Annotated in this window: 21 protein-coding genes; 14 read left to right on the forward strand and 7 right to left on the reverse strand. The window is 51.7% G+C overall.

Annotated elements, in window-relative coordinates:
* The first annotated feature begins 32 nt into the window (after positions 1-32).
* From E4663_RS00080 to E4663_RS00100, 5 genes are all read left to right on the forward strand, one after another.
* Positions 33-1,025, forward strand: a complete 993-nt coding sequence (locus tag E4663_RS00080; RefSeq protein ID WP_135326173.1) for a LacI family DNA-binding transcriptional regulator — start codon at positions 33-35, stop codon at positions 1,023-1,025.
* A 254-nt stretch (positions 1,026-1,279) separates the two neighbouring features.
* Positions 1,280-3,088, forward strand: coding sequence for a glycoside hydrolase family 2 protein (locus E4663_RS00085; protein ID WP_135326174.1), 1,809 nt, complete (start codon positions 1,280-1,282; stop codon positions 3,086-3,088).
* A gap of 18 nt (positions 3,089-3,106) precedes the next feature.
* Entirely contained in the window at positions 3,107-4,495 is a 1,389-nt protein-coding gene (locus tag E4663_RS00090) for an MFS transporter (RefSeq protein ID WP_135326175.1), read from the forward strand.
* A gap of 318 nt (positions 4,496-4,813) precedes the next feature.
* Complete coding sequence (locus E4663_RS00095; RefSeq protein WP_135326176.1) at positions 4,814-5,731, forward strand: ArsR/SmtB family transcription factor; 918 nt, start codon at positions 4,814-4,816, stop codon at positions 5,729-5,731.
* Positions 5,732-5,883: 152 nt separating this feature from the next.
* The gene (locus E4663_RS00100; protein ID WP_135326177.1) at positions 5,884-6,147 is read left to right on the forward strand and encodes a hypothetical protein; all 264 of its coding nucleotides are present in this window, start codon (positions 5,884-5,886) and stop codon (positions 6,145-6,147) included.
* Between the two features lie 72 nt (positions 6,148-6,219).
* Here the strand turns inward: E4663_RS00100 and E4663_RS00105 are convergent, their stop codons facing one another.
* Positions 6,220-6,978: a PRC-barrel domain-containing protein gene (locus tag E4663_RS00105; protein WP_135326178.1), complete on the reverse strand. Its 759-nt coding sequence runs from the start codon at positions 6,976-6,978 to the stop codon at positions 6,220-6,222.
* A gap of 251 nt (positions 6,979-7,229) precedes the next feature.
* Here E4663_RS00105 and E4663_RS00110 point away from each other — a divergent pair, with 251 nt between their 5' ends.
* Positions 7,230-8,777, forward strand: a complete 1,548-nt coding sequence (locus E4663_RS00110; protein WP_135326179.1) for a sensor domain-containing diguanylate cyclase — start codon at positions 7,230-7,232, stop codon at positions 8,775-8,777.
* A gap of 130 nt (positions 8,778-8,907) precedes the next feature.
* The gene (locus E4663_RS00115) at positions 8,908-9,492 is read left to right on the forward strand and encodes a Crp/Fnr family transcriptional regulator (RefSeq protein ID WP_135326180.1); all 585 of its coding nucleotides are present in this window, start codon (positions 8,908-8,910) and stop codon (positions 9,490-9,492) included.
* On the opposite strand, the gene E4663_RS00120 is transcribed toward E4663_RS00115, so the two are convergent.
* Positions 9,472-10,170: a DUF4386 domain-containing protein gene (locus E4663_RS00120; RefSeq protein ID WP_158290365.1), complete on the reverse strand. Its 699-nt coding sequence runs from the start codon at positions 10,168-10,170 to the stop codon at positions 9,472-9,474. The two genes, E4663_RS00115 and E4663_RS00120, sit on opposite strands and share 21 nt — an antisense overlap.
* Positions 10,171-10,369: 199 nt before the next feature.
* On the opposite strand from E4663_RS00120, the gene E4663_RS00125 reads away from it, so the two are divergent.
* Positions 10,370-11,251: a hypothetical protein gene (locus tag E4663_RS00125; protein ID WP_135326182.1), complete on the forward strand. Its 882-nt coding sequence runs from the start codon at positions 10,370-10,372 to the stop codon at positions 11,249-11,251.
* Between the two features lie 49 nt (positions 11,252-11,300).
* Here the strand turns inward: E4663_RS00125 and E4663_RS00130 are convergent, their stop codons facing one another.
* Complete coding sequence (locus tag E4663_RS00130; protein WP_338323602.1) at positions 11,301-12,863, reverse strand: BCCT family transporter; 1,563 nt, start codon at positions 12,861-12,863, stop codon at positions 11,301-11,303.
* A gap of 169 nt (positions 12,864-13,032) precedes the next feature.
* Here E4663_RS00130 and E4663_RS00135 point away from each other — a divergent pair, with 169 nt between their 5' ends.
* Positions 13,033-14,382, forward strand: a complete 1,350-nt coding sequence (locus tag E4663_RS00135) for a hypothetical protein (protein ID WP_135326183.1) — start codon at positions 13,033-13,035, stop codon at positions 14,380-14,382.
* Between the two features lie 179 nt (positions 14,383-14,561).
* Positions 14,562-15,749 (forward strand): alanyl-tRNA editing protein, encoded by a 1,188-nt coding sequence (locus E4663_RS00140; RefSeq protein ID WP_135326184.1) that lies wholly within the window; start codon positions 14,562-14,564, stop codon positions 15,747-15,749.
* Between the two features lie 73 nt (positions 15,750-15,822).
* Here the strand turns inward: E4663_RS00140 and E4663_RS00145 are convergent, their stop codons facing one another.
* The 4 genes from E4663_RS00145 to E4663_RS00160 form a co-directional block, all read right to left on the reverse strand.
* Complete coding sequence (locus tag E4663_RS00145) at positions 15,823-16,308, reverse strand: hypothetical protein (protein ID WP_135326185.1); 486 nt, start codon at positions 16,306-16,308, stop codon at positions 15,823-15,825.
* Between the two features lie 120 nt (positions 16,309-16,428).
* Entirely contained in the window at positions 16,429-17,370 is a 942-nt protein-coding gene (locus E4663_RS00150; RefSeq protein WP_135326186.1) for a metal ABC transporter substrate-binding protein, read from the reverse strand.
* A gap of 12 nt (positions 17,371-17,382) precedes the next feature.
* Positions 17,383-18,240: a metal ABC transporter permease gene (locus E4663_RS00155; RefSeq protein ID WP_079478791.1), complete on the reverse strand. Its 858-nt coding sequence runs from the start codon at positions 18,238-18,240 to the stop codon at positions 17,383-17,385.
* A gap of 2 nt (positions 18,241-18,242) precedes the next feature.
* Entirely contained in the window at positions 18,243-18,983 is a 741-nt protein-coding gene (locus E4663_RS00160) for a metal ABC transporter ATP-binding protein (protein WP_135326187.1), read from the reverse strand.
* Positions 18,984-19,313: 330 nt separating this feature from the next.
* Between E4663_RS00160 and E4663_RS00165 the strand changes: the two genes are divergently transcribed.
* The 4 genes from E4663_RS00165 (at position 19,314) to essB (ending at position 23,160) form a co-directional block, all read left to right on the forward strand.
* On the forward strand, positions 19,314-20,528 hold the full coding sequence (locus E4663_RS00165) for a hypothetical protein (RefSeq protein WP_135326188.1): 1,215 nt from the start codon (positions 19,314-19,316) through the stop codon (positions 20,526-20,528).
* Between the two features lie 765 nt (positions 20,529-21,293).
* Positions 21,294-21,587, forward strand: coding sequence for a WXG100 family type VII secretion target (locus tag E4663_RS00170; RefSeq protein WP_079478796.1), 294 nt, complete (start codon positions 21,294-21,296; stop codon positions 21,585-21,587).
* Positions 21,588-21,738: 151 nt separating this feature from the next.
* Positions 21,739-21,978: an ESX secretion system protein YukD gene (gene yukD, locus E4663_RS00175; RefSeq protein WP_135326189.1), complete on the forward strand. Its 240-nt coding sequence runs from the start codon at positions 21,739-21,741 to the stop codon at positions 21,976-21,978.
* Positions 21,979-21,999: 21 nt separating this feature from the next.
* Positions 22,000-23,160 (forward strand): type VII secretion protein EssB, encoded by a 1,161-nt coding sequence (gene essB, locus E4663_RS00180; RefSeq protein ID WP_135326190.1) that lies wholly within the window; start codon positions 22,000-22,002, stop codon positions 23,158-23,160.
* Positions 23,161-23,166: the final 6 nt, after the last annotated feature.

Genomic DNA, 23,166 nt, shown 5'->3' on the forward strand with positions numbered 1-23,166 from the left:
TTATAATGGAGAGAGAAAGGGGTTCGTGTGACATGGCAACAATCAAAGATATCGCCAATAAAGTGGACGTGTCGATCGCGACCGTCTCGCGCGTCTTGAACTATGATGAGACGCTGTCGGTGAGCGATGATACAAAGTTGAAGATATTCGAAGCGGCTGAGTCGCTTTCTTATAAAAAAAGGGCGCAGCGGAAGACGAAGGTGAAGACGTTCGCGATCATCCACTGGTATACGGAGAAAGAGGAGCTGGAGGATCTCTATTACATGTCGATCCGGATGGGCGCGGAGGAGCGCTGTCAGCAGGCGGGTGTGCAGGTGGTCCGCTACTTCCAGGACAACTTCCAGCAGATGAAAAAGGAGAACGTCGACGGCATCATCGCGATCGGCAAGTTCAGCGAGGCGCAGCGGGAAGCGTTCGAGCAGCTGGCGACACATGTCGTCTACGTCGATGATTATGAGCAGACGAAACGAAAGGTCGACCGCGTGCTCGTTGATTTCGTTCAGGCGACGCGTGGGGTGCTGGATCATTTTGTCGCACAAGGCATCGAGGAGATCGGCTACATCGGTGGGCAGGAGAGCCATAAGGACGATGCCACGCCGATCCGCGACCCGCGGGAAGAGACGTTTCGTGCTTATTTGACGGAAAAAGGGCTGCTGCGCGAAGAGTGGATGTACCGGGGGCGCTTCGCGGTCGAGGATGGCTACGACTTGATGAAGCGGGCTTTGGAGGAGCACGGCGATTCGCTGCCGAGCGCGTTCTTCGTCGGGAACGATTCACTTGCCGTCGGCTGCCTGCGTGCGTTGAATGAAGCAGGAATTGCGGTACCGGACCGCGTCCAGGTGATCGGCGTCAACGACATCAGCGTCTCGAAGTATGTCTATCCGCCGCTGAGCACGGTCAAAGTCCATACCGGCATGATGGGCGAAGAAGCTGTTGATCTATTGCAGGAACGGCTCGACGGCCGCCAAGTCGCCAAAACCCTCTACCTCGACACCGACCTTGTGGTGAGAGGGAGCAGTCGATAGGGTCAGGGACTTTGTCCCACTCGGGATCTATTTAATGCGTCGTGAAGTGTACTCTTCACGGCGCTTTTTTTGTTGTCTGGAGAGGAGTCGTGGGACAAGGTCCCTGACCCCTACAAACTTTTTTGAATTTTTATAACAAATTAACTTGTAATAAAACATTAAATTATGTAATAATAGAGTCAACTTATATGAAAGCCCTTTCTTGAACGGGGAGGGAGAGAGGCTTTTGTTACGATAAACTTTGTTATAAAGAGGTGGAGTGTGTGATTGCAGCGGAGCGTTTACTTCAGAAGAAAGAGAGTGCCTCGACGGATTATCCAAGGCCGCAGTTCAGACGGAAGGAATGGTTCGATCTGAACGGGACTTGGGATTTCCGGTTTGATGACCGGAACATCGGAGAGACAGAAGGCTGGCAAAATGGAGGAGCTTTGAATGAGGAAATCCAAGTTCCTTACGCGTATCAAAGCCACCATTCGAAAGTGGAGGAAAAGGAGCAGTACCAGATCGTATGGTACGAGAAGACGTTCGGTTGGGAGCTATCAGAAAAGAACGTGTACCTTCATTTCGAGGCTGTCGATTACTCGACGAAAGTGTGGGTGAACGGAGAATATGCCGGCGGACACGAAGGTGGGCATACGCCGTTTCATTTTCAAATCAGCTCCCTTTTGAAAGATGGCGAGAACCGGGTCACGGTGCGGGTCGAAGATGAGAACAGTGTCGAGCAGCCAATCGGGAAGCAGTCGTGGAAGGTGGACAACTTCTTATGCTGGTACACGAGAACGACGGGAATCTGGCGCCCGGTTTGGCTGGAGGAAGTGTGGCCGGTGCATCTCGAGGATGTGCAGATGACGCCGGATATCGAAGCGTCCGCGTTGCAAGTAGAAGCGCAGGTCCAAGGGCATGACCACCCGGTGTACGTGGAAGCGGAGGTCTTTTTCCAAGGCGAATGGATTACGACAGGCGGAACGTGGGCGAAGAAGGGGCAGCGTTCAGTGACGCTCTCGCTCGATGTCGAGTCTGATGCAGCTGACTTCCGGGTCTTCTATTGGTCGCCGGATGAGCCGAACTTGTACGATATCCGCTTCACGGTGAAAGATAAGGCGACCGTTCATGACGAGGTCGAAAGCTACTTCGGCATGAGGAGCGTCGAGTCGCAGGACGGACGCATTTTGTTGAACCGGGAGACGTTTTATCAAAAGTTGATTCTCGACCAGGGGTACTACCCGAGTTCCTTGATGACGGCGACATACGGACAGATGGAAGCGGATCTTGAAAAAGTGAAAGAGATGGGCTTCAACGGGGTGCGCCGCCACCAGACGATCGGCGACCGCCGCTACATGTATTTGTGTGACCGTCTCGGACTCGTGATGTGGGCGGAGATGCCGTCGAGTTTCAAATTTTCGAACTTGTCGATGCAGCGGATGATGGACGAAACGCGCGAGATGCTCGCGATGCATTACAATCATCCTTCCGTCATCATCTACACGTTGATGAACGAGTCGTGGGGCGTGAATGAGGTCTACCATCGCACCGAGCAGCAGGCATTTGTAAACGCTTTATACTATCAGGCGAAAGCGATCGACCCGACGAGACTCGTCGTCGGAAACGATGGGTGGGAACATACGCTGACGGATATCCTAACGATCCACGATTACAACGCCGACGCGGATTCGATGCAAGCGAGTTATCAAAATAAAGAAGCTTTTGTTAACGGAAGTCCTTCGAAGACGAGTCGTAAGCAGGCATATGCCAAAGGTTACGGCTACAGGGGCGAACCCGTCATGATCAGTGAATACGGCGGCATCGCGTTCGGCAATCATGGCGATTCGGATTGGGGATACGGCAAGCGTCCGGAATCAGAAGAGGAAGTGCTGAATCGGTTGAAAGCGCTAACGGAAGTGATCCAGGAGACACCGTTCGTCCAAGGCTTCTGTTACACGCAGCTCACCGATGTCGAGCAGGAAGTGAACGGGTTACTCGACCACAACCACGAGTACAAGTTCGCACCGGAAAAAATAAGAGCGATTATGCAAGAGCAGTCCGACGGTTTCATTTTTGAATGATAAGAGGAGGAGAAGAGGATGGCAACAGCTAAAAAGATGATGTCACGAGAGGTCGACAAGCGGGAAGATATCAGTAAGAAGGAGTTTGCATCGTATTTCGGTTACGGGTTCGGGCAGTGTATCAGCTTCGGACTCGTCGGCTCTTATATTTTGTTTTTCTACACAGACATTCTCGGGATTTCCGCTGCGGCGGCGAGTATGATTTTCCTGATCGCGCGTACGTGGGATGCGATTAATGATCCGATGATGGCGTCGGTGATGGATACGCTCCACTCGAAGCACGGAAAGTTCCGGCCTTACTTGAAATACATGCCGTTTTTCATCGCTTTGATTACGATCGCTTGTTTCTTGCCGCTCGAGGGATTGAGTCCGACTGCTAAAATCCTGTTCGCCGGCGGAACGTATATCCTCTGGGGCATGATCTACACGGTGTCGGATGTGCCGTACTGGTCGCTTTCGACGGTTATGAGTCAGGACGCGCAGCAACGTACGAAGCTGATCACGTTCGCGAACATGGGCGTGTTCGCTGGAATCGGATTGTCTCCGGTCGTGTTCGTGCCGCTTGCGGAGTGGCTCGGTCAAGGGGACCAAGGCCGCGGTTACTTATTGGCGACGGTCGTGTTGATGGCCTTCGCGCTGCCGGTCATGTTGAACGGCTTCCGCAATACGAAAGAACGCGTCAAACCGCCGAAGGTGAAGGTGACGCTCAAGGACGCCGTCCGCGCAGTCCGTGCCAACAAGCCGATGTTCGCGGTGCTCGTCGTCTTTTTCTGTAACGTGTTCATGAATATCACGCAAGCGCTCAATGTATTCTTTTTCACATACAATCTTGGAAACGCTTCCCTGATGTCGATCTTCGGAATCATCAGTCTGGCGAGCTGTGTCGGCTTCTTCGTCATCCCGAGCCTTGCCAAACGCTTCAAGAAAAAGCACCTGCTGATGGTCATCGTCGCTATCGACATCGCCGTCCGGATCGTGTGGTTCTCCGTCGGTTATTCCAGCGTTCTCGTCTCGTTCGTCTTCATCGCGATCACGATGCTGTTATACACCGCGACAGGTCCACTGATCTCAGCGATGCTTGCGGAAACGATCGAATATACGGAACTTAAAACCGGGAAGCGGAACGAAGCGGTCACGTTCTCTGGCCAAACGTTCACTGGTAAATTGTCGGTTGCCATCGCAGGCGGTCTGACGGGTGTCATCCTGACGTGGATCAACTACGCGCCGAACCAGGATCAGACGGTCGCGACGATGGACGCGCTGTTCTTCGTCATCGCCCTGCTTCCGGCGCTCGGCTCCTTGATCCGCCTGATTGTAATGTACTTCTACAGCTACACGGAAGATGAGTACAATGAGGTTGTGGAAAAATTGGAAGAGCGTAAGTGGCAGGAGAATGCTTCTTACTAATAGGTGTGGCCCCCTTTCTGTTGTGAGAGGGGGTTTTTGTATGGATGGGGGCTTTCTGCCGTTTTCGGTCGCGGGAAGCTATGAAAGGGCAGAGAGTCGGGTGCTAGCTTCCTTTTTGGATGATCGGATCGGTAGAAAAGGGCAGAGAGAGACGTTCTCTCGGACATTTTCACGCCCTATGAGATGGAAAAAGGAAGAGAGACGCCTTATAACTTCCTTTTCTAACAAAAAGAAGAAGGGAAAAGGCAGAGAGAGTGCTCGAAGCGGAACATCTGCTATAATGTAAGGAGAAATGACAGATAGAACGGCGGTGTTGAAATGAAAAGTCTGCAACTTTCTTTTGACAATATGCTCTCGATCAGCAAGGCCTTAGCGAACCAGACGAGAGTCGATATGTTGAAGATTTTAAGTGAAAAACCACATAACGTGAACGAACTGAAAGAAAAGCTCGGCCTCCCGTTTTCGACGACGGCGTCGCACGTCAACAAGCTCGAGGAAGTCGGATTGATCGTGACCGAACTCGTGCCGGGGCGCGGGACGCAGAAGGTGAGCGCGATCAACTACGACCGGATCGTGATGGATCTATTTTCAGAAGACGGCAGGACGGACGATTATGAATTGAAGTTCGACATGCCGATCGGCGATTACCACGATTGCCGTGTGGTGCCGAACTGCGGGCTGGTGGCGGAGGACGGCTACATCGGCATGCAGGATGACCCGCGCTCTTTCTATGAACCGGAGCGGAAGCGAGCGCAGCTCCTCTTTTTCCGGGACGGGTATGTCGAGTACCGATTCCCAAACCGGATTCCTTACGGGTATAAGGCAAAAGAGATCGAGTTCAGCGCGGAGGTCTGCTCGGAAGCGCCGAACTACAAAATGGACTGGCCGTCTGATATAACCGCTTGGATCAACGGGGAAGAGGTCGGTACATGGACGTCCCCGAGTGACTTCGGCGGCGAGCGCGGTATGCTGACGCCAGGTTGGTGGAGGACGAATTATACGCAATATGGTTTGTTGAAACAGTGGAAAGTGACGAAGGACGGCTGTTTCATCGATGGCAATAAAGTGACCGACGCGGTGACGCTCGACGACCTCACCATCGGCGACCAGCCATACATCTCTTTCAAACTAGGCATCAAAGACGACGCCGTCAACGCCAGAGGCATGAACCTCTTCGGCCCCCAATTCGGCAACTACGAACAAGGCATCCTCCTGCACGTGCGATATGAGGAGTGATGGGTTGATGGGGTCAGGGCATCTGTCCCCACAAGAAAAGCCGCCGGGATTACGGCGGCTTTTTTTGATTTATACACTTACTATATATTGACAATATCTCCAGCTGTTATAAAATGTTTTTTGGGAAATAAGTGGAAAGAGAGGTGGCGGAATTGAAGAAGAACAATCCGTTACTAGGAATCTATATGTTGGTTTTAAGTCTAGTACCTATTGCAATGTTTGGATCCTTGATGTTCCTTCCAGGTTCGAAGCAAATCCTAGTCATTTGGGGAGTCTTGGGTCTAGCAACGATCTTAACCATTCTATCTTTCAAGAAGCATAAAATATTGGCATCAATAGCACTTATCCTATTAGTAGCAACCGCTTCGCTGATCACCTTTGCTGCCATGATGGCAGGGATGTCCCCTAATTCGTGAACGGGTAGGGACAGGGCATCTGTCTCACCTAGATAGAAGAAGCGTCACCGGCATCCGCGGTGACGCTTCTTTTTATTTCTTATCCTGCTGGGACATAGTCCCTGTCCCCGCGAAAGCATCATGCACCTTCCGCTTGAAGTCGTCATCTAGAGGGTTCTCGGGATTGTAGGTTGGTGCGTTCGAAAGCGCGCTTTTCTCAATCGATGCGTGAACTTTTTTATCCGGCCAGCTTATGCCGGTGATCCGCTCAGCTTCGACCGGGACGATTCTTTCTTCCTCTCCGTCCGTGAAACGAATCAGCACGTAGCGGATTTTCCACGTCTCATCATCGACCAGGAAATTGTCTACCTGCCCTGCAGCCTCGCTGTCTCGATCGGCGACCTCATACCCGATCACTTCGGAAGTTTTTCGTACATGGGATTCTGGTCCTTCTTCTTCCGCCATTTCCATCGCTTCTTGCTGGGCGAGCTCGGCTGGATAGACGCCTGAACCCCAAATACCAGGTTCCCCCCAGTAGCTCCCCCAGTCGAAGAACATGTTCACCTTCGCTTCCTGCTCGCGGGATACCGGCTGTTCCGTGTCGATATCGGGGCTGTCTTTCACCTGTTCCTTCGTAAGGTCGACGGAAATGTGTTCCTCCTCGTGATGGATGTCTTGGATCGAAATGGGCGAGATCAGCACTTTCCGGCCGAACAACCATTTTCTCGTATCGACCACAAGGTAGCGGACGACCCACTTCTCATCGTCGAATAAAAACGCATCCACCTTTCCGAGTTCCCCGTCCGTCGCGTGAATGGTGTACCCCTCTATGAATCTTTCATTATGAATCATCTCATCTCCTCCTATTTGATAGACTCATTCCCAAAAGGGCGGAGAGTAAACATGCGGTGGGGACAGGGACTTTGTCCCACCCCGGGGGAGGAAGCTTGCTCCGGCTGGGAATCTCGCGAAATTCTCCAGCATACTATCACAAAGCATGGGACAAGGGCCCGGGCCCCAACGTCCCGAAAAAAAGAGGGATTTTTGTCGAATTGTAGAAGTATAGGTATATAGATTGTTCGGAATAGGGGGAGGGGACGTGTATGTATGAAGTCGTGATCTATACCCTTCTTTATCTGTTGCCCGCTGGTTTCCTGTTTTTCCTGGCGCTTGATGTGCTAGGCAGGAACATGAAGAAGACGGAGCATTTGCTTCTGAGCGGGTACATCGGTTGCTATGGGGTACTGTTTTTCTCCGAGTTCATCCGTCACTTGGTGGACGTGTCGTACAGTCCGTTTCTCATAACGTATGTTTTCGGCAACGCAGGGCTGCTTCTCTTTTCGCTTTCTCTCCACTTCATTTTCAAAATCACCAAAGTGGGAGAGAAAATGCCGAAGGTGCTGTATCCAGGCGTGTTTTACATTCCGGCTTTAATCGGGCTTTTGACGATTGTGTTCCAGACGAATATGACGAACAGTTCGTCGTTCGAGCGGGTGGGGATGTTCATTTATCCGGAGTTCAACGCATCCTACCTGATTACAATGACCGCTGGGAACATTTTTCACTTTTTCGTTGTCGTCATGCTGTTCTTCGTACATCGCCAGTTGAAACACTCCGTCCAGCAAAAAATCATCCGGATGCTGATCATCATTGCGAGCTTCGTCCTCGTGTGGGATCTCATTTTCGGATACGTCCAAGCGAGAGGATCGATCCCACCGTATCCGTACATTTACGGAGGACTGATTTGGACGATTGCACTCGGGTTCGGGTTGAAAAAATTCGACTTCCTTGCTTCTTACAGCCACCGCTTTTCGATTTTGTACGATTTGAATCCATCGGCGATCATCTTGCTCGATGCCAAATTCAAAGTCGAAAGCGCCAACCCCGCGACGAAAAAACTGCTGGAAGTGTCTCGCGCGAAAGGGTTGAATTTTTTGGAACAGTTGAGTGAGGGGACCAAAGAAGAGACCATCGACCATTTGCGACAGTCGTTCGTTTCCGGCAAAAACTTCTCCGACTTTGAAACGAGCCTGGAGACGTCTTCAGGAAAAGGGAAGTATGTTCTGATGGATGGGGACTTTCTTTTAATCGATCAGCGTGTGTACTTGATGCTGATCGTCCGGGATATCCAGCGGATGAAGGAAGCGGAGGAGACGATCCGCTACCTTGCTTACAACGACGCATTGACGGGGTTACCGAACCGCAGGTGGTTCTATGAAAGCGCGGATCTAGCCAATAAAGAGGGGCGTCACGCTTTTCTCATTTTCGACCTCGATGGTTTCAAGAAAATCAACGACACGTATGGGCACCAAACAGGAGACGATTTCCTGATCCATATAGCTGGTATTTTGAAAGAAAACATTGGAACGAAAGGGATGGTGGCGAGAGTCGGGGGAGACGAATTCTACGCGATGATGCCGATCTCCTCAGAGGACGAGTTGCAATGGTTCGTCCACCACTTGAAGCAGGTGACGGCAGCAGAACCCTACCTATATAAAGGGGAGCCGATTCCGATCCGCTACAGCCTCGGTGCAAGCATCTACCCGGATCACGGCACACACCTTGAAACCCTGATCTCGAAAGCGGATGAGTCGATGTACCGCGTCAAGAAAAACGGAAAAAACGCCGTCGCCGTATGGGGCAAAGGTTGACGTGATGTGGGTCGATGGGGTCAGGGACCTCGTCCCACTTGGGACAGAGTCCCGGTCCCCGATAAAGCGGGACAAGGTCCCTGACCCCATGTGTGGTATAGTTAAGAAAATGTGGAAAGGGGAACGGCGGATGAAGGATGTTCTCATCAGTTATATGAAGCAGTTCTCGGATCTCAGTGACGCGGAGCTCGACCGGATCGCCTCGGATGTTGAGGTGGCGCGTTTTGACAAAGGGACGCATCTCTTGCATCAAGGCGATGTTCCGGATCGGTGTTTTTTCATTTTGAAAGGATGCATTCGCAAGTTCACACTCGATGAAGACGGCAAGGAGACGACGGTCAACTTTTATACCGAAGAACAGAGCGTCACAATCTTCAACCAGCATACTTCGGATAAAACGTCGCAGTATTCGCTCGGCTGTCTGGAGGAGTGCGTGTTGGTGGTCGGCGATTTGTCCATCGAGCAGGAGCAGTACGACAAGAATCCGGCCCTCGAAGCGATGACGAGGAAAATGATCGAAGGCAGCATGGGCGAGATGCACGATGAGTTCGCGACTTACATGTCCCAGACGCCCGAAGCGCGGTTCCGTACGCTGCTTGAAAAAAGACCCGGATTGATCGACCGGGTTCCGAAGTATCAATTGGCGAGCTACCTCGGCATCACTCCGGAGTCGTTCAGCCGGATCCAGAAGCGGTTAGGAAACCCCCAACCATGACGCTGGCAGCGCACGTTTCGCTCTGATCGCCTTCCCCAACAGCCATAGCCCGAACGCCAACTCTCCAGCCATCATCGGAACGCTTCCAAAGGTTTCAATGGTGGCTGTTGTCGTATCCCACTGTGGGAAGAACTGATACAGGCTGTGGACGAGCGTGTACCCGGCACCGCCTGCAATCAACAACCAGCCGAGTATTCTTGGAATGTAAGTAGCACGTAGCGCAGTCAGTCCTGTCATCACCAGGTGCACCCCGAAGACGATCAACCCGAACGACCAAGTCGCTTCGAAGGATTCAATCGATGCCATCAACTGACTAGCATCCGTTGCTCGAATTTCCGCCATCGCCAGCTGGAAAACAGCGACTGCAAGAATGAGCGTGTAAAGGAGTCGCAGTCCTCCTACCACCTGTGCCATCCGTTTATTAACAGGCTCTAACACTCGGTAAAAAGCCCACGAAACGAGCAGGTCTGTCACTACAATCACGACCCACCCGGCAATCCCGAGGCGGAATAACCCGAGAGACGCCTGGATGTTACTCCACGTTCCAGCCACATCATCTGCGACCACAAGCGAACTATGCACATAGCCATAACTGAAAAAAGCAGCTAGTGTCATCACCAATAAAGAAATCCCAGCCACCAAAGCAGCCGTCCGTTGCGAAACTTTCCTAAATGACATATTCATCATCCTTTTTTTATAAGATTAACCTTATCATACTTCGCTGCGGAAACTACTGCCTTGACTTAAGTCAAGGGGCCCGGGCTTTCGTCCCGGCCTGAGGGACAGATGCCCTGTCCCCGAAGTTCTGTCCCCGAAGCCCTCTGTTTCACATGGAAAAAGAATGGGAATAGGTTTCTACAAAGTTAGGGGGAGAAGAGTGAGGAAATTATTGTTCGTACTTTTAATTTTATTCGTCGTCACTGGTTGCCGGTCCAATGAGCCTGATTCCGAGTTCACTTTAGGTAATATATATCCTCTCGACCTACAGCCTGGTCAAACCTATATATTCATAACTTCTCTCGAGTGGGAAGGGACAGAAGGGACGACACTTCAATCGGTCGACCTCATATCAGAAGAGACCATACCCCCAGCGCTTGCGCAGTCCACTTTTTACATAGGGACAGCGACGAAGAGTACCGGCATTTCCAATAGGGAAGAGATCGGGGAAAAACAAGCTATCGAAGGCTATGCAATGGAAGAAAAGCAGACCCTGATCATGAAAACGAAAATCCCCGAAACACCCACCGACCAAGCGATCGACATCCGTTTCACGTACGAAGTGGACGGAGAAGAATTAGAGCAGGAGGTAGAGTGGGACACGCTGAGCGAACTGACGGGCAGCGACGTGATCGCCAATCAGCAAGCAGCCGTACCGTTAGAGGAGAAACCGGCGTTTCAGCTGACGCGTGACGGAGAACAACTCCCTTTCGAAGTCATTTCGGAATGTTGGGGTGCGGAATGTTCCGAGGAAGCGGATTTTATCAAGGCGGAAGTGCTGGATATAACGCGGGACATTGCCCCCGTCCCCATGAGGTCAGGCGGTTTTCTCGAAGTGGATGTGATTGGGGAAGAGGTGGACGAACTTGAATATAAGCGTCTTGTCGATTCCATTTTTGTAGAGGATACGTTGCGGGAAGGGGTATTACCTTTTGAAAATATCGGAACTCACCGGCTGATGCTGACTGGCCGCTGGTATGATAACCAAGGACTTTTTCAAGGTAAGAAGACGATCGCGCTCGTACTGGACGTAACTGATTAACTTTTTTCCCACAAAAAAAGCCAAGCTCGATTAGGAGCTTGGCTTCGTATCAGGTCACGTCTTTGCGTAACGATTTGAGGAGGCTGACGATCATCAGCAGCAGTATGATGGTCAGTGGGAATCCACTGATGATCGCGGCGGCTTGCAGACCGTCGAGTCCTCCCGCCCACATGAGGATGATGGCGATCGCTGTCAGGATCACACCCCAGCTTAATTTTACAAAGAACGGCGGGTTCAAGCTTCCACGCGACGTCTGCATGGCGAGCACGAACGTGGCGGAATCGCCGGATGTGATGAAGAACGTCATGATCAGGATGATGGCGATGAACGACAGCAGACCGCTGAACGGTAGCTGATCGAAGACGAAGAATAACGACGATTCAAGCGTCTGTCCCGCAACATCAAGTCCTTGGAAAAAGTCGAAGTAGATGCCGGTGCCACCGAAGACGCCGAACCAAAGCGTACATACTAAGGCAGGTGCGATGACTACGGCGACGATGAACTCGCGCAACGTTCTACCTTTTGACACACGGGCGATGAACGTACTGACGAACGGTGTCCATGAGATCCACCAAGCCCAGTAGAAGATCGTCCAGTCTTTCACCCATTGATTGCTTTCCTCTTGGAACGGGGTGAAGCGCATGCCCATGCGGACAAAGTCGGTCAGATAGTTTCCGAGTGTCGTAGAAAAGGTCTCGAGCACGAACTGGGTCGGGCCGAGGAACAAGAACGTGATGAATAGAATCACAGTCAGAATCAGGTTCGTGTTACTCAAGTATTTGATTCCTTTGGACAAGCCGGTTGCTGCGGAATAGATGAACAGCACGGCGGTGACGAGCATGATCACGAGCTGGACGGAAAAGTTGTTCGGAACGTTCCACAAGTAGTTCAGTCCACTGTTGATCTGCTTCGCGCCGACGCCGAGCGAAATCGCGACACCGAAAATAGTAGCGAAAACAGCGATGATGTCGACGACGTATCCGGCAACGCCTTTCATGCGGTTACCGAATAGTGGAATGAGCGTCGCACTCATCAGGCCGGGTTGGTCTTGTTTGAATTTGAAGTACGCGAGCACGAGTGCGACGATCGCGTAAATGACCCAGGCGTGCAAGCCGTAGTGCAGGTAGCTGATCTCCAGTCCCTGTTTCGCGGATGCGATCGTCTGCGCGTCGCCCACTGGCGGGTTGGCGTAGTGCGTGACGGGTTCCGATAGCCCGTAGAAAAGCAGCGTAATACCCATGCCAGCGCTGAACAACATGGCGAACCACGTCGGCGTGCTGTACTCGGGTTCGTCGCCTTCTTTACCAAGTTTTACTTTACCGTACTTACTGAAGGCAAGTACGAAAGATATAATTAACATAAACGTAACGGCCAATTGATAGAACCAGCCGAATTGATCCAGAATTCCATTTCTTATCGTCATCATCGTGCTAAGCAGGTGCTCGGGGAAAATCGCTCCCCAACTGACGAAGATGATGCCGATCGCAATCGCGATCCAATACATCGGTGTAAATTTATTCACAATATTCCTCCTGTATTGTATGTATGGTTTGTTCAGTTTATATTTTACGAATTGAACACAATGTTGAATTATAGCGCAACCCGCACCCAAAATCCATATCCATACAAATAGAGCTAATATTCTGTGAAACTGGGGACGTTCGGGGACAGGCACTTCGTCCCAGGCTCTGGGACAAAGTGCCTGTCCCCAAGCTCTCTTTCTGGATAACGGAGGGAATCTATTATATGATGGCGTTATTATTTCTTGAGGTGGGGTGGGTATGAGGCAGCATTTATATATCTTTTATGCGTTTGTATTTTTATTGAATGTCGTGCACGTATTCTGGCCGAATACCGTGCTTTTCACTATCATCGGCCTGCTCGGGATTATCATGACAGCGATCAGCTTTCCGCGCGCAGACCGCGTATTCCGCACTCTCGGCATCATCCTGGTCATCGCGGGAACGTTTTTCTTCCTATCTAGTGATGCCACGATTGCAGAGATTCCTAGATTCTTTGCGGGCAATGTCGGCATCCTGTTTCTCGTCTCGATGCTGCCGTGGATGAACAGCGCCGTGAAGGCAGGACGCTACAACAAGTTGCTGCAGTCGCTGCTCGGTCGCAACGTAAGCGGGCTCGGTCCGCTCTATGTCCGCAGCGAAATGACGATGGTATCGCTCGCCGCGTTTCTGAACTTGTCGTCGGCGACGATTTCACAGGACCTGCTCCGCGAACAGCTGAAGGACGTCCAGACGAAGGTGAAGAACAGCTTCATCCTGATGGCGACACTCCGAGGCTATTCGCTCGCCCTGCTCTGGAGCCCGCTCGAAGTGCTGCTCGCGACGTCGATCTTCATCACAGGAGCCGATTACATACAGGTGCTGCCGTGGATGCTGCTCGTCGCCGCCCTCGGCCTCACGTTCGACTCCCTGATCGGCAAGCTCATGTTCCGCCGCCATCAGGTCGATTTTTCTGAAAAAGTAAACCGGGGACAGCCGACCGGCAAGCTTGTCCAGTTCATCCTCGCGTTGGTGCTGTTTCTAAGCGTAGTGGTTTTCTTAGGAAACGTGATTGAGCTCGACTTCCTGTTTTCCGTAACCGTGTCGATCTTACCGTTTGCGCTCGTTTGGGCGCTGTTAATCGGGAGGCGGCGGAGCTTCTGGAAAATCGGCTGGCCATCGTGGAAGCGGAGCACGAACCATTTGAGTAACTTCATCGTGCTGCTGTTGACGCTTTCGTTTCTGACAGAATCGCTGACGGCATCGCCTTATTTGAGCTACTTACAAGATCCGATTGTGGCACTTGCTGGTAGTCCTTTGTTAATCATGTTGTTCATCCAAGCGGCGTTTCTCGTGTTGACGTTACTCGGTGTCCATCCGATTGCGACGATGGGGATCTTCGGAGGCGTCGGCGGACTATTGATCGAGAGTTTCTCGCCCGTGACGCTGACGGTGCTGCTCGCAACCAGTGCGATCGCGACCGTCCCATCGGCACCGTACGGCTTGATCGTCACCATCACATCGGTCGCCTTAAGGATGAACCCCTACCAAATCGTATTACGAAATCTCCCATACAGTATCCTGCTCGGCTTCCTCGGCATCGCCGTCGCCCTCCTCACGACAGCTTTCTGAGGGGACGCTGGGGTCAGGGACTCTGTCCCGCTTTTTAGGACGGGGACGGGGGGACAGGCACTTTGTCCCTCCAGTCAGGGTATATAGAAGAAGGTGGAGTCGGAATCATCATCAAGAGACCATAACTAGATAAATGGGACAAAGTGCCTGTCCCCAAAACAACATTGGAGGTACGGAAGATGACGCGTAAATTATTTTATGAAGATGTTTATAGAAGTGAGTTTGAATCGGTTGTCGTAGAGAGCGCTCAGGAAGACGGCCGAGACTATGTAGTACTAGAAGAAACTGCCTTTTATCCAACGGGTGGAGGACAGCCGCATGACACGGGATCATTGAGCGAGATAGAAGTGTACAATGTGGAAGAGGTAGATGGCGACGTGCGTCACTACGTGAAAGAGTCCATTTCAGAAGGCACATCCGTTAAGGGACGCATCGATTGGAAGCGACGCTTCGATCATATGCAGCAACATAGCGGGCAGCATATCATCTCGGCTGTTTTTCACGATACGTACAACTTCCCGACGACCAGCTTCCACTTGGGCGCTGACACCGTGACGATCGACCTCGACACGGAAGAGCTCTCGGATTCTATTTTGCAAGAAGCGGAGGAGCGGGTGAACGAAATCATCCGCCGCAACGTGCCGATCGAGTCGAAGTGGGTGTCGGTGGCGGAAGCGAACGAGTATCCGTTGCGAAAGCCGCTCTCAGTGGAAGGGGATGTCCGACTTGTCGTGATTCCGGACGTCGATTACAGCGGATGTGGGGGCACGCACCCTCATTCCACTTCAGAACTGATGGCGGTGAAGTTCCTCGGCTGGACGAAAAACAAGAAGCAGGTCCGCCTCGAATTCGTCTGCGGTAACCGCGTGCTCGAGAAGCTCGGCGACAAGCACCGCGTCTTGAATGAAGTGAAGCAATATGTATCGAAGCCGGAAGAGGAAGTGGCAGGAGAAGTCGGCGAACTGATCCGTGCCGGGAAAGAAAAAGATAAGCGGATCGCGGAACTTGAGAAAGTGCTTCTTCAATATGAAGCACGCGATGTCGTGAAAGAGGCGCAAGGGAACCAAGTGATTGCGCGCGCCTACGAAGGGCGCACGATGAAAGAACTGCAGGCGCTCGGAAAAGCGATCGTCGAAGAAGCGTCGTACTGCTACTTGATCCTTGTCAGCGAACAGGACGATCAATTGCAATTCGTCTTAGCGAGCGGGAAAGAACAAGAACTCGAATGCAATATGAACGAAGTCGCCGGAACCGTGATGCCACTCATCGAAGGAAAAGGCGGCGGGAAGCCGAACTTCGTCCAAGGCGGAGGCAAAAAACTGATCGACGCCCAAACCTTCATCGAACAAGTGGAGGCGGCGTTATAGGGCGTTAATGGGGACAGGGTATCTGTCCCTTTTTTTATGGGACAAATACCCTGTCCCCAAAGTCCCCAAAGCCCTAAAAGCACAACACGACAATTCCATATGGTGTCGTTTGAGCGGGGATGCTCTTGGTCGAGGTACCGTAACTGACGACGAGGCTATGATTCGCTGGACTGCTCGTGTACGCCTGCCCGTTCTTGAGCGATACTTGCGTGTATGGCGACAGATTCAGTTGGAGTCGTCCGTCGCTGCTCACGAGTTGTTCATTGAAATCATCGACTTTGACGAACCGGTACGGCACTTCCTTCACGAGTACGAGCGCACGGTAACGCGGCGGATAGATCAACGGAACAGGGGCGAGTCCGTCGTAATAGCCCGTCACGAAATCCCCGACGTTGACGGACTGATGATCCATTAAATACGTGTCCTCGGTCAGCATGAAATCCACCCGATTCCCAGTCCCGTCTTCCACGGATACCAGCTGCTGGCAACCGCCTTGCGCCGGGTCCAGTTCCTTGATTTGTGTCACGTTTCCTCTATAATAACGCCATTCCACTAGCATCACCTCTTATAGCAGAATATGCGTTAGCGGAAAAAGAGGTGCTTTGGGGCCCGGGCCCTCGTCCCAACCCGTGCCCCAACTCAACGCAAAAAAGGGGACAGATGCCCTGTCCCCGATACGCTATTTCGTTAATCCGTCTTTGATGGTTTGGATGTTGGATTCCATCATGGTGATGTAGGTGTCGCCGTTGTTGCCTGGTTTGGCGAGGGAGTCGGTGAAGACGTCGCCCATGATTGGTACGCCGGTTTCCCCAGAGACAGCCTCCATACTCCGTGGGTCGATACTCGTTTCAAGGAAAAGTCCGGTGATGTGCTTGTCGTTGATGATGTCGACGATGCGTGTGATCTGGTCCGGTGTTCCCTGGTTTTCCTGGTTGATCTCCCAAATATACTCGGCTTGGAATCCGTAAGCCTTACTGAAGTATTTGAACGCTCCTTCGCTGGTGACGAGTACGCGTTCTTTTTCAGGTATTTCGCTGAACTGTGCCAGCGCTTCTTCATGCAAGCTTTGCAACTTCTCGATGTAATCCGCTGCATTTTTCTCGTAAACGTCTTTGTTCTCAGGATCGACTTCGATCAAACCGTCGCGGGCGTTTTTCGCGTATTGGATCCCGTTCTCGATGTTCAACCACGCGTGCGGGTCTTCTTCTCCTTCATTTCCTTCAGACGTCAGATACATCGGCTCGACGTCTTCGCTCATACGGAAAACAGGCGCGTCCTCACCGGATTTTCCGGCTGTTTCCATCAGCTTATCGAACCAAGCGTTGCCGGCTTCCAAATTCAATCCGTTATAGAAAACCGCGTCCGCATCGGTCGCTTTTTTCACATCTTCAGGAAGCGGGTCGTATTCGTGCGGGTTCGATCCGATCGGGGCCAAGCTGTGGATCTCCACCATGTCGCCTCCGACGTTCTTCACGATGTCATAGACGATCGAGTATGTCGTCACGACCTCGACCTTGCCGTCATCCTCCGTGTTGCCGTCCGCTTCCTCCGATCCGCAAGCAGCGAGCATTCCGAGTGTAAGCAGTGTTGCCATCATTAGTACAAATTTTTTCTTCAACATTTTAATTCCTCCTTAAGTAAGTGAAGCTCTCTTTCTTCGTGTTTTCAACGTTTTCCATAGCAGTCCGTGTTTCGGTGAGAAAAGGAAGGCGAGCACAAACAGCGCTGTTGCGGCCATGACGATGGTAGCGCCTGAGGCCAAGTTGTACGTGAAGCTGAAGTACAGCCCGACAATTGCAGCGACAGATCCGAGTCCCGCTGCCAAGAAAATCATCACCCATAAGCGCTCCGTCAATAGGTAAGCCGTTGCTGCCGGCGTGATCAGCATCGCGACAACGAGGACGATTCCCACCGTCTGAAGGGAAGCGACCGTGACCAGCGTCAGCAGCATCATTAAGAAATAGTGGATCAAGCGGACCGGCAGACCATATGCGGCGCCCATCGTTTCATCGAACGACGTGACCAACAATTCTTTGTAAAAAAGGTACACGGCGATCAGCACGACGAGCGAGATGCCGAGCGTGATCCACATATCCGACGCGCGGACAGCGAGTACGTTTCCGAACAAAATGTGATAGAGGTCCGTACTGCTTTTCAACATCGTAATTACGATGATTCCGGCAGCGAAGGCGGAAGTGAACATGATGCCGATCGAGGTATCATGCTTGATCCGGCTGTTCTGCGACACGAAGCCGATGCCGACCGCCGTCAGAATCCCGCTCAGTACCGCCCCGAAGAAAAAGTTGATCCCGAACATATACGAAATCGCGACACCCGGAAGCACCGCGTGCGAAATCGCATCCCCCATCAGCGACATCCCTCTCAAGATGATGAAACAGCCGATGACGCCACAGATGATGCCGACCATCACTGAGGTCAATAGCGCTTTTTGCAAAAATCCATAGTGCAGCACCGCATCGATGAATTCCATTGTTATACCCCCATCTCTTTCATGAACGCGAATTGCCCCTGGTAAGCTTTCGCGATGATATCGGTCTGGAACACGTCACTTACCGCGCCGAATCCGATCAATTCCTTATTCAACAAAATCAGCTGGTGGAAATAATCGTTCGCCTTGCTCAAGTCGTGGTGGACGACGATGACCGTTTTCCCTTGCCAGCACAGCTCCTTGAGGATCTTCACGATCGTCTCCTCACTCGAGACATCGACCCCGACAAACGGCTCATCGAGGAAAAAGACTTCCGCCTGCTGCGCCAGCGCACGAGCTAGAAAGACGCGCTGCTGCTGACCGCCGGACAACTCCCCGATCTGACGATGACTGAACTCTTCCATCCCGACACGACGCAAACATTCCATCGCCCACTGGCGCTCTTTTTTTCCCGGGCGGCGGAACAGCTTCAACCTCGGATACGTCCCGAGCAGCACCGCATCTCTCACCGTAATCGGAAAATCCCAATCGATGTCATTGCGCTGCGGCACATACGCAATCTGTTTACGAACCTCTTTCACCGGCTTCCCGAGAATCTCAACATCGCCTTTATCGCGCGGAATCAACCCGAGCATCGCTTTCAAAAACGTCGATTTACCAGCCCCGTTCGGACCAATGATGCCGACAAGATTTCCCGGTTCAACAGCCAGACTGACGTCACGGACAGCTTCATCCCCATAGTAGGAAACATGGAGGTTCTGAATCGAAATGGCTTTATGATGCATCTTAATTCCTCCTCTTATCTGAATATAATTAGCGTTATTACATGATTATTGCGGACAGACACTAATCTTTCCTTAGACCAACTTTTAGAACAAAAAAATTTAGGCTCTGATACTATATGGCGTTGGAGGGAAAGTGTTACAAAATTGATGATCGCTCAAAAAGTTTCCTTGATGCAAAATATATAGAAGACTCCACAAAAAGTCAACACCTTTCTTTGGGGACAGGGACCTCGTCCCACCGCCGAGGGCGGGACAAGGTCCCTGTCCCCAAAAACGAAACAAGTGCCTGGACCCACGCACATATAATAAAAGGAGAGGAGGCGTACTTGTATGGAAGGAATGGTTGTAGCTACGTTGATGCAGTATATTCCACGGGAGGCAGAGGTGGTAGAAGTTCAGATTCCTTCTCGACCGAAGGCGATAGGGATGGTGGACATGGATGGGGATGGAGTTCTCGAGTTGGTCGGGGCATACCGCTTGCGGGGAAAGATCTGGGTGACGGTATTGAAACCTTATGGACATGCTTGGTGCGTAGCGGCTACGTTCAAAGGAAAAGGATATGGCGTGACGTATTTCGGTGCCGCACCTGTCACGAACGGGAGAACATGTCCGTTGATCGTAGGTTGGCAAGTGGCAGCGATCTGGTCGGATTTGAGCGTGTATGATTGGACGAGAGAAGGAATCCGGGATGTCATCGCCCGCAACCAGTACCACAGTTTCATGGAAGTGGTCCAGCTGAACCGTCCCGGAAGCACCTGTGAAATCGCGCTTTGGAAACACGATACAGGCAAGGCGTACAAGGTGAAAGTGTACCGGTGGTGCGACGGGCGCCTGATTCCGGCGCGGGATGTGTACCCTGTCTATTTTCAAAAAGTGGTAACTTACTACAAGCGACTGTTGAGGCGGGTGGATTCAACCGTGTACTGGTACTACCTAGCCGATGCCCTGCAAAAAATCGGGGACGAACAAGGGGCCGCGAATGCTGCCGCGAAGGCTCTGGCATTCAAACACCCGTATCCTTCAAAGGAACTGCTTGAAACGTTCCAAAGGGAAAAGTGCACCTATGAGCCTGTTGAGAACCAGAAGGGGATCGACTTTTCCAACCTGAAAAATGCATGTGAGGAAAACGAGAAAAACGAGCAGCTAGAAAAAGCGGTAGAAGAAGCGTTCGATTTCAAACTCGCAGAGGAGAACGTACGCCTCTCTTACTATTTCGTCGACCTCAATGACGATGGCATCGAAGAGGTATTCGTGTACTTGGAGGGACCGTTCTTCTGCGGAACGGGAGGGTGCAGTGGCGCAGTGTTCCGCCAAGAAAACGGAGAGTATGTCCCTTTGACGAGATTCTCCCTCGTCCGGAGGCCGGTCATCGTGAGTGAAGAAAAAACACACGGCTACCGCGATCTGATCTTCTACGTAGCAGGTGGTGGAATCGAAGACTTTTTCGCCCGCCTCCGGTTCGACGGTACGACCTATCCCTCCAACCCGTCCATCCAGTCCAAAGTCAAACCAGGCACCACCATCCGAGGAGCAGCGCTCGTATAGGGGCCAGGGACCTCGTCCCACCGCCAAGGGCGGGACAAGGTCCCTGGCCCCAAAGAATCTTTTAACTAAATAGTGCTCACTCTACCGAAATATTCATAGTATTGGAATCGCGCGTAAGTTATTTTAGGAAAATTTTGGGTTGATCAGCACTAGCAATCTAATAGTTTAATAGTCAAGCTAACTCGTTCTCTTATTTCATGAACCTCTGCAACCCCACCGCCACTTCACCATCCTGCAATTCACCCCCTGATCCGTGTACTTCTGAACAGGAACAGAATCACTATTTCCTTCTGCTTCAGACCTAGCCGAACAACCACTCATTCACAAAGAAACAATACTACAATAACGTTCCAGAGTAGGGCCAGGGACCTTGTCCCTTTCTTGGTTCATTGGGACGAGGTCCCTGGCCCCAAGAAACAGGTTTGGGATTTTGTGGGAAGGGGGATGTAATTACCGAAATATGTATTTTACGATGACGCAGGATCCAGTTCTCTCCTCAAGGGATGAAAAACTTTTCAGAGGAGTATGGCCTGGAGTGCACAGACGAAGGAACAGAACGATGCAAATACTGCAGGCTGATAAAGTCCTGTGAAAATCGTCGTCTATCAACCGTCCCCGTCATCCATCCTACTTCCTAGTCTAGTAGGAAAGTATTTGGTACCTTTGGCAGAATCTAGATAGATTTTACCGAAATTTGGAGATTCGTTGACTGGAAAATTTACCAAGGGTACTATGAAACCAAATTGAAAAGAGGAGTGATTCAACATGGCAGGAAACATCCGTCTGACCCCTGATGAGTTAAGAGAATTCGCGAGACAGTACAATAACGAGAGTGCAAACGTACAAGATTTGATCGGTAGACTCGATGGCATGAGCGGCCAGCTCCAAGAAATCTGGGAAGGTGCCTCCAGTGAAGCATTCGCTGCGCAGTACCAAGAGCTTCGCCCATCTTTCGAAAAAATGACCACGCTTCTTGCAGAAGTGTCCCAACAGCTCAGCAACTCCGCGAACACGCTGGAAGAAACAGACCAGAACATCGCAGGTCAAATCCGCGGATAAGGATAGACAGGTGGGAAAAGTATCGTGTGAGATGCTTTTCCCCTTGTATTTCCTTTGGGTCTTTCTCTGGAAGGACTTGAAGCAAATGCAAGGGGAGTAAGCGGAAGTTAGATTGCAGAGGTCGGCTTAAGAAAAGGGAGGATTGCGAATCATGTACATCCAAGTCACCGTTGATTTGAAACACTACAACCAAGACGAAATCGATCTCCGTCTGTCCGACCACACCACCATCAGCCGCCTCATCGACCTCGCTTTCCAAGTCCAGGAGGTAGCGAACAAGCCGCGTGACGGTGGCTGGGTCAAGATTGCCAACAAGCGTATCGTCTGTAACGGTTCCGATACGCTTGAATCAGGCGGCGTCACGTCAGGCGACCGGATCGAAATTTTGTAAGAAGAAAAGGAGCAGGCACCCATGGTGGACACACAACCGACGTACTTCAGACAGATTACAGGAGCAGACATCAGCCGGGAAGACGGTACCTATCGTGTCGTCTATCAGAAAGCCCGGCTCAGGATGCAGGATGAGCGCGAAATCCACATTCTGCACGATATCGATTCAACCATGAAAAAGAGCATCGCGTCGACGGAAGATGAAGTGGAGCTGACGGTCGAGGCTCCGGACCATTACCTGCCGTACGCAGCGGTGAAGCATAAATCGGAATACAGCCGCTGGATGTTCGCCGATCAGCTCATCAAAGTGGTGGAGCAGCACCGATTTTCCAGACTGAACCAACTAATTTGTCCGGAAAATATCCTCGTCGATGCCGGGATGACCCCGCATTTCATCCACTACGGAGTGAAAGAGAGTCTGCCTCCATATGAAACCGACTCAGCCCGTGTTTTTGAAGAATTGAAGGCGGCGGTGGCTGAGATGATCGACTTGTCGGAGAGCTTCGTCTATTATTTGAAATTCCGCGATACGATGTCCGTCGATGAGGAAGTGAGGGCGGTCCTTTTGTCAGAGGATTTCGATACGCTGAAGCAAATCGTCCGCAACCACTTAGACGAACTGGAAAAAAGGGAAGCGGAGCTCGTCAAAGAGCCGGAACCGAAGTGGCGGAAGCGTCGCAACCGACTGCGCGCGAGCATCGCACTTACGGTACCGCTCGTCGCCGTGATCGTCTACGCCTTCTTTTTCGTACAGCCGAAGCAGGCGGCCTTGCTCGACAGTCACGAAGCGTTCCTTCAGCAGGATTACGAGTCCGTGATCGAGGCTTTGGCGGACTATCCGCCAGAGGACTTGTCGCAGACTTCAAGCTATCAACTCGCCCGTTCATATATCCAACAGGAGTCGTGGCAGCCCGATCGTACCATCGATCTCGAAACGGATGAAGATTACTTGCGCTACTGGATCCATATGGGCCGGAGCGAATACCAGGAAGCCGTCACCCTCGCCAAATCGTGGGAGGACACGGACTTGATCCTGCTCTCGCTCACTCAGCACCTTGACGAGGTCAAGGGCGCGAATTTGTCGCCTGAAGAGAAAGAGAAGCAGCTCGAGCGCATCCAGGCGGAAATCGAAGAATACGAGCGCGTGAAAGAAGAACAGCAGCAGGATCAACAAGGAGCGTAGGGAGAG

It is taken from the genome of Halobacillus salinus, from assembly GCF_004684905.1.
GTDB classification, from domain to species: domain Bacteria; phylum Bacillota; class Bacilli; order Bacillales; family Halobacillaceae; genus Halobacillus; species Halobacillus salinus.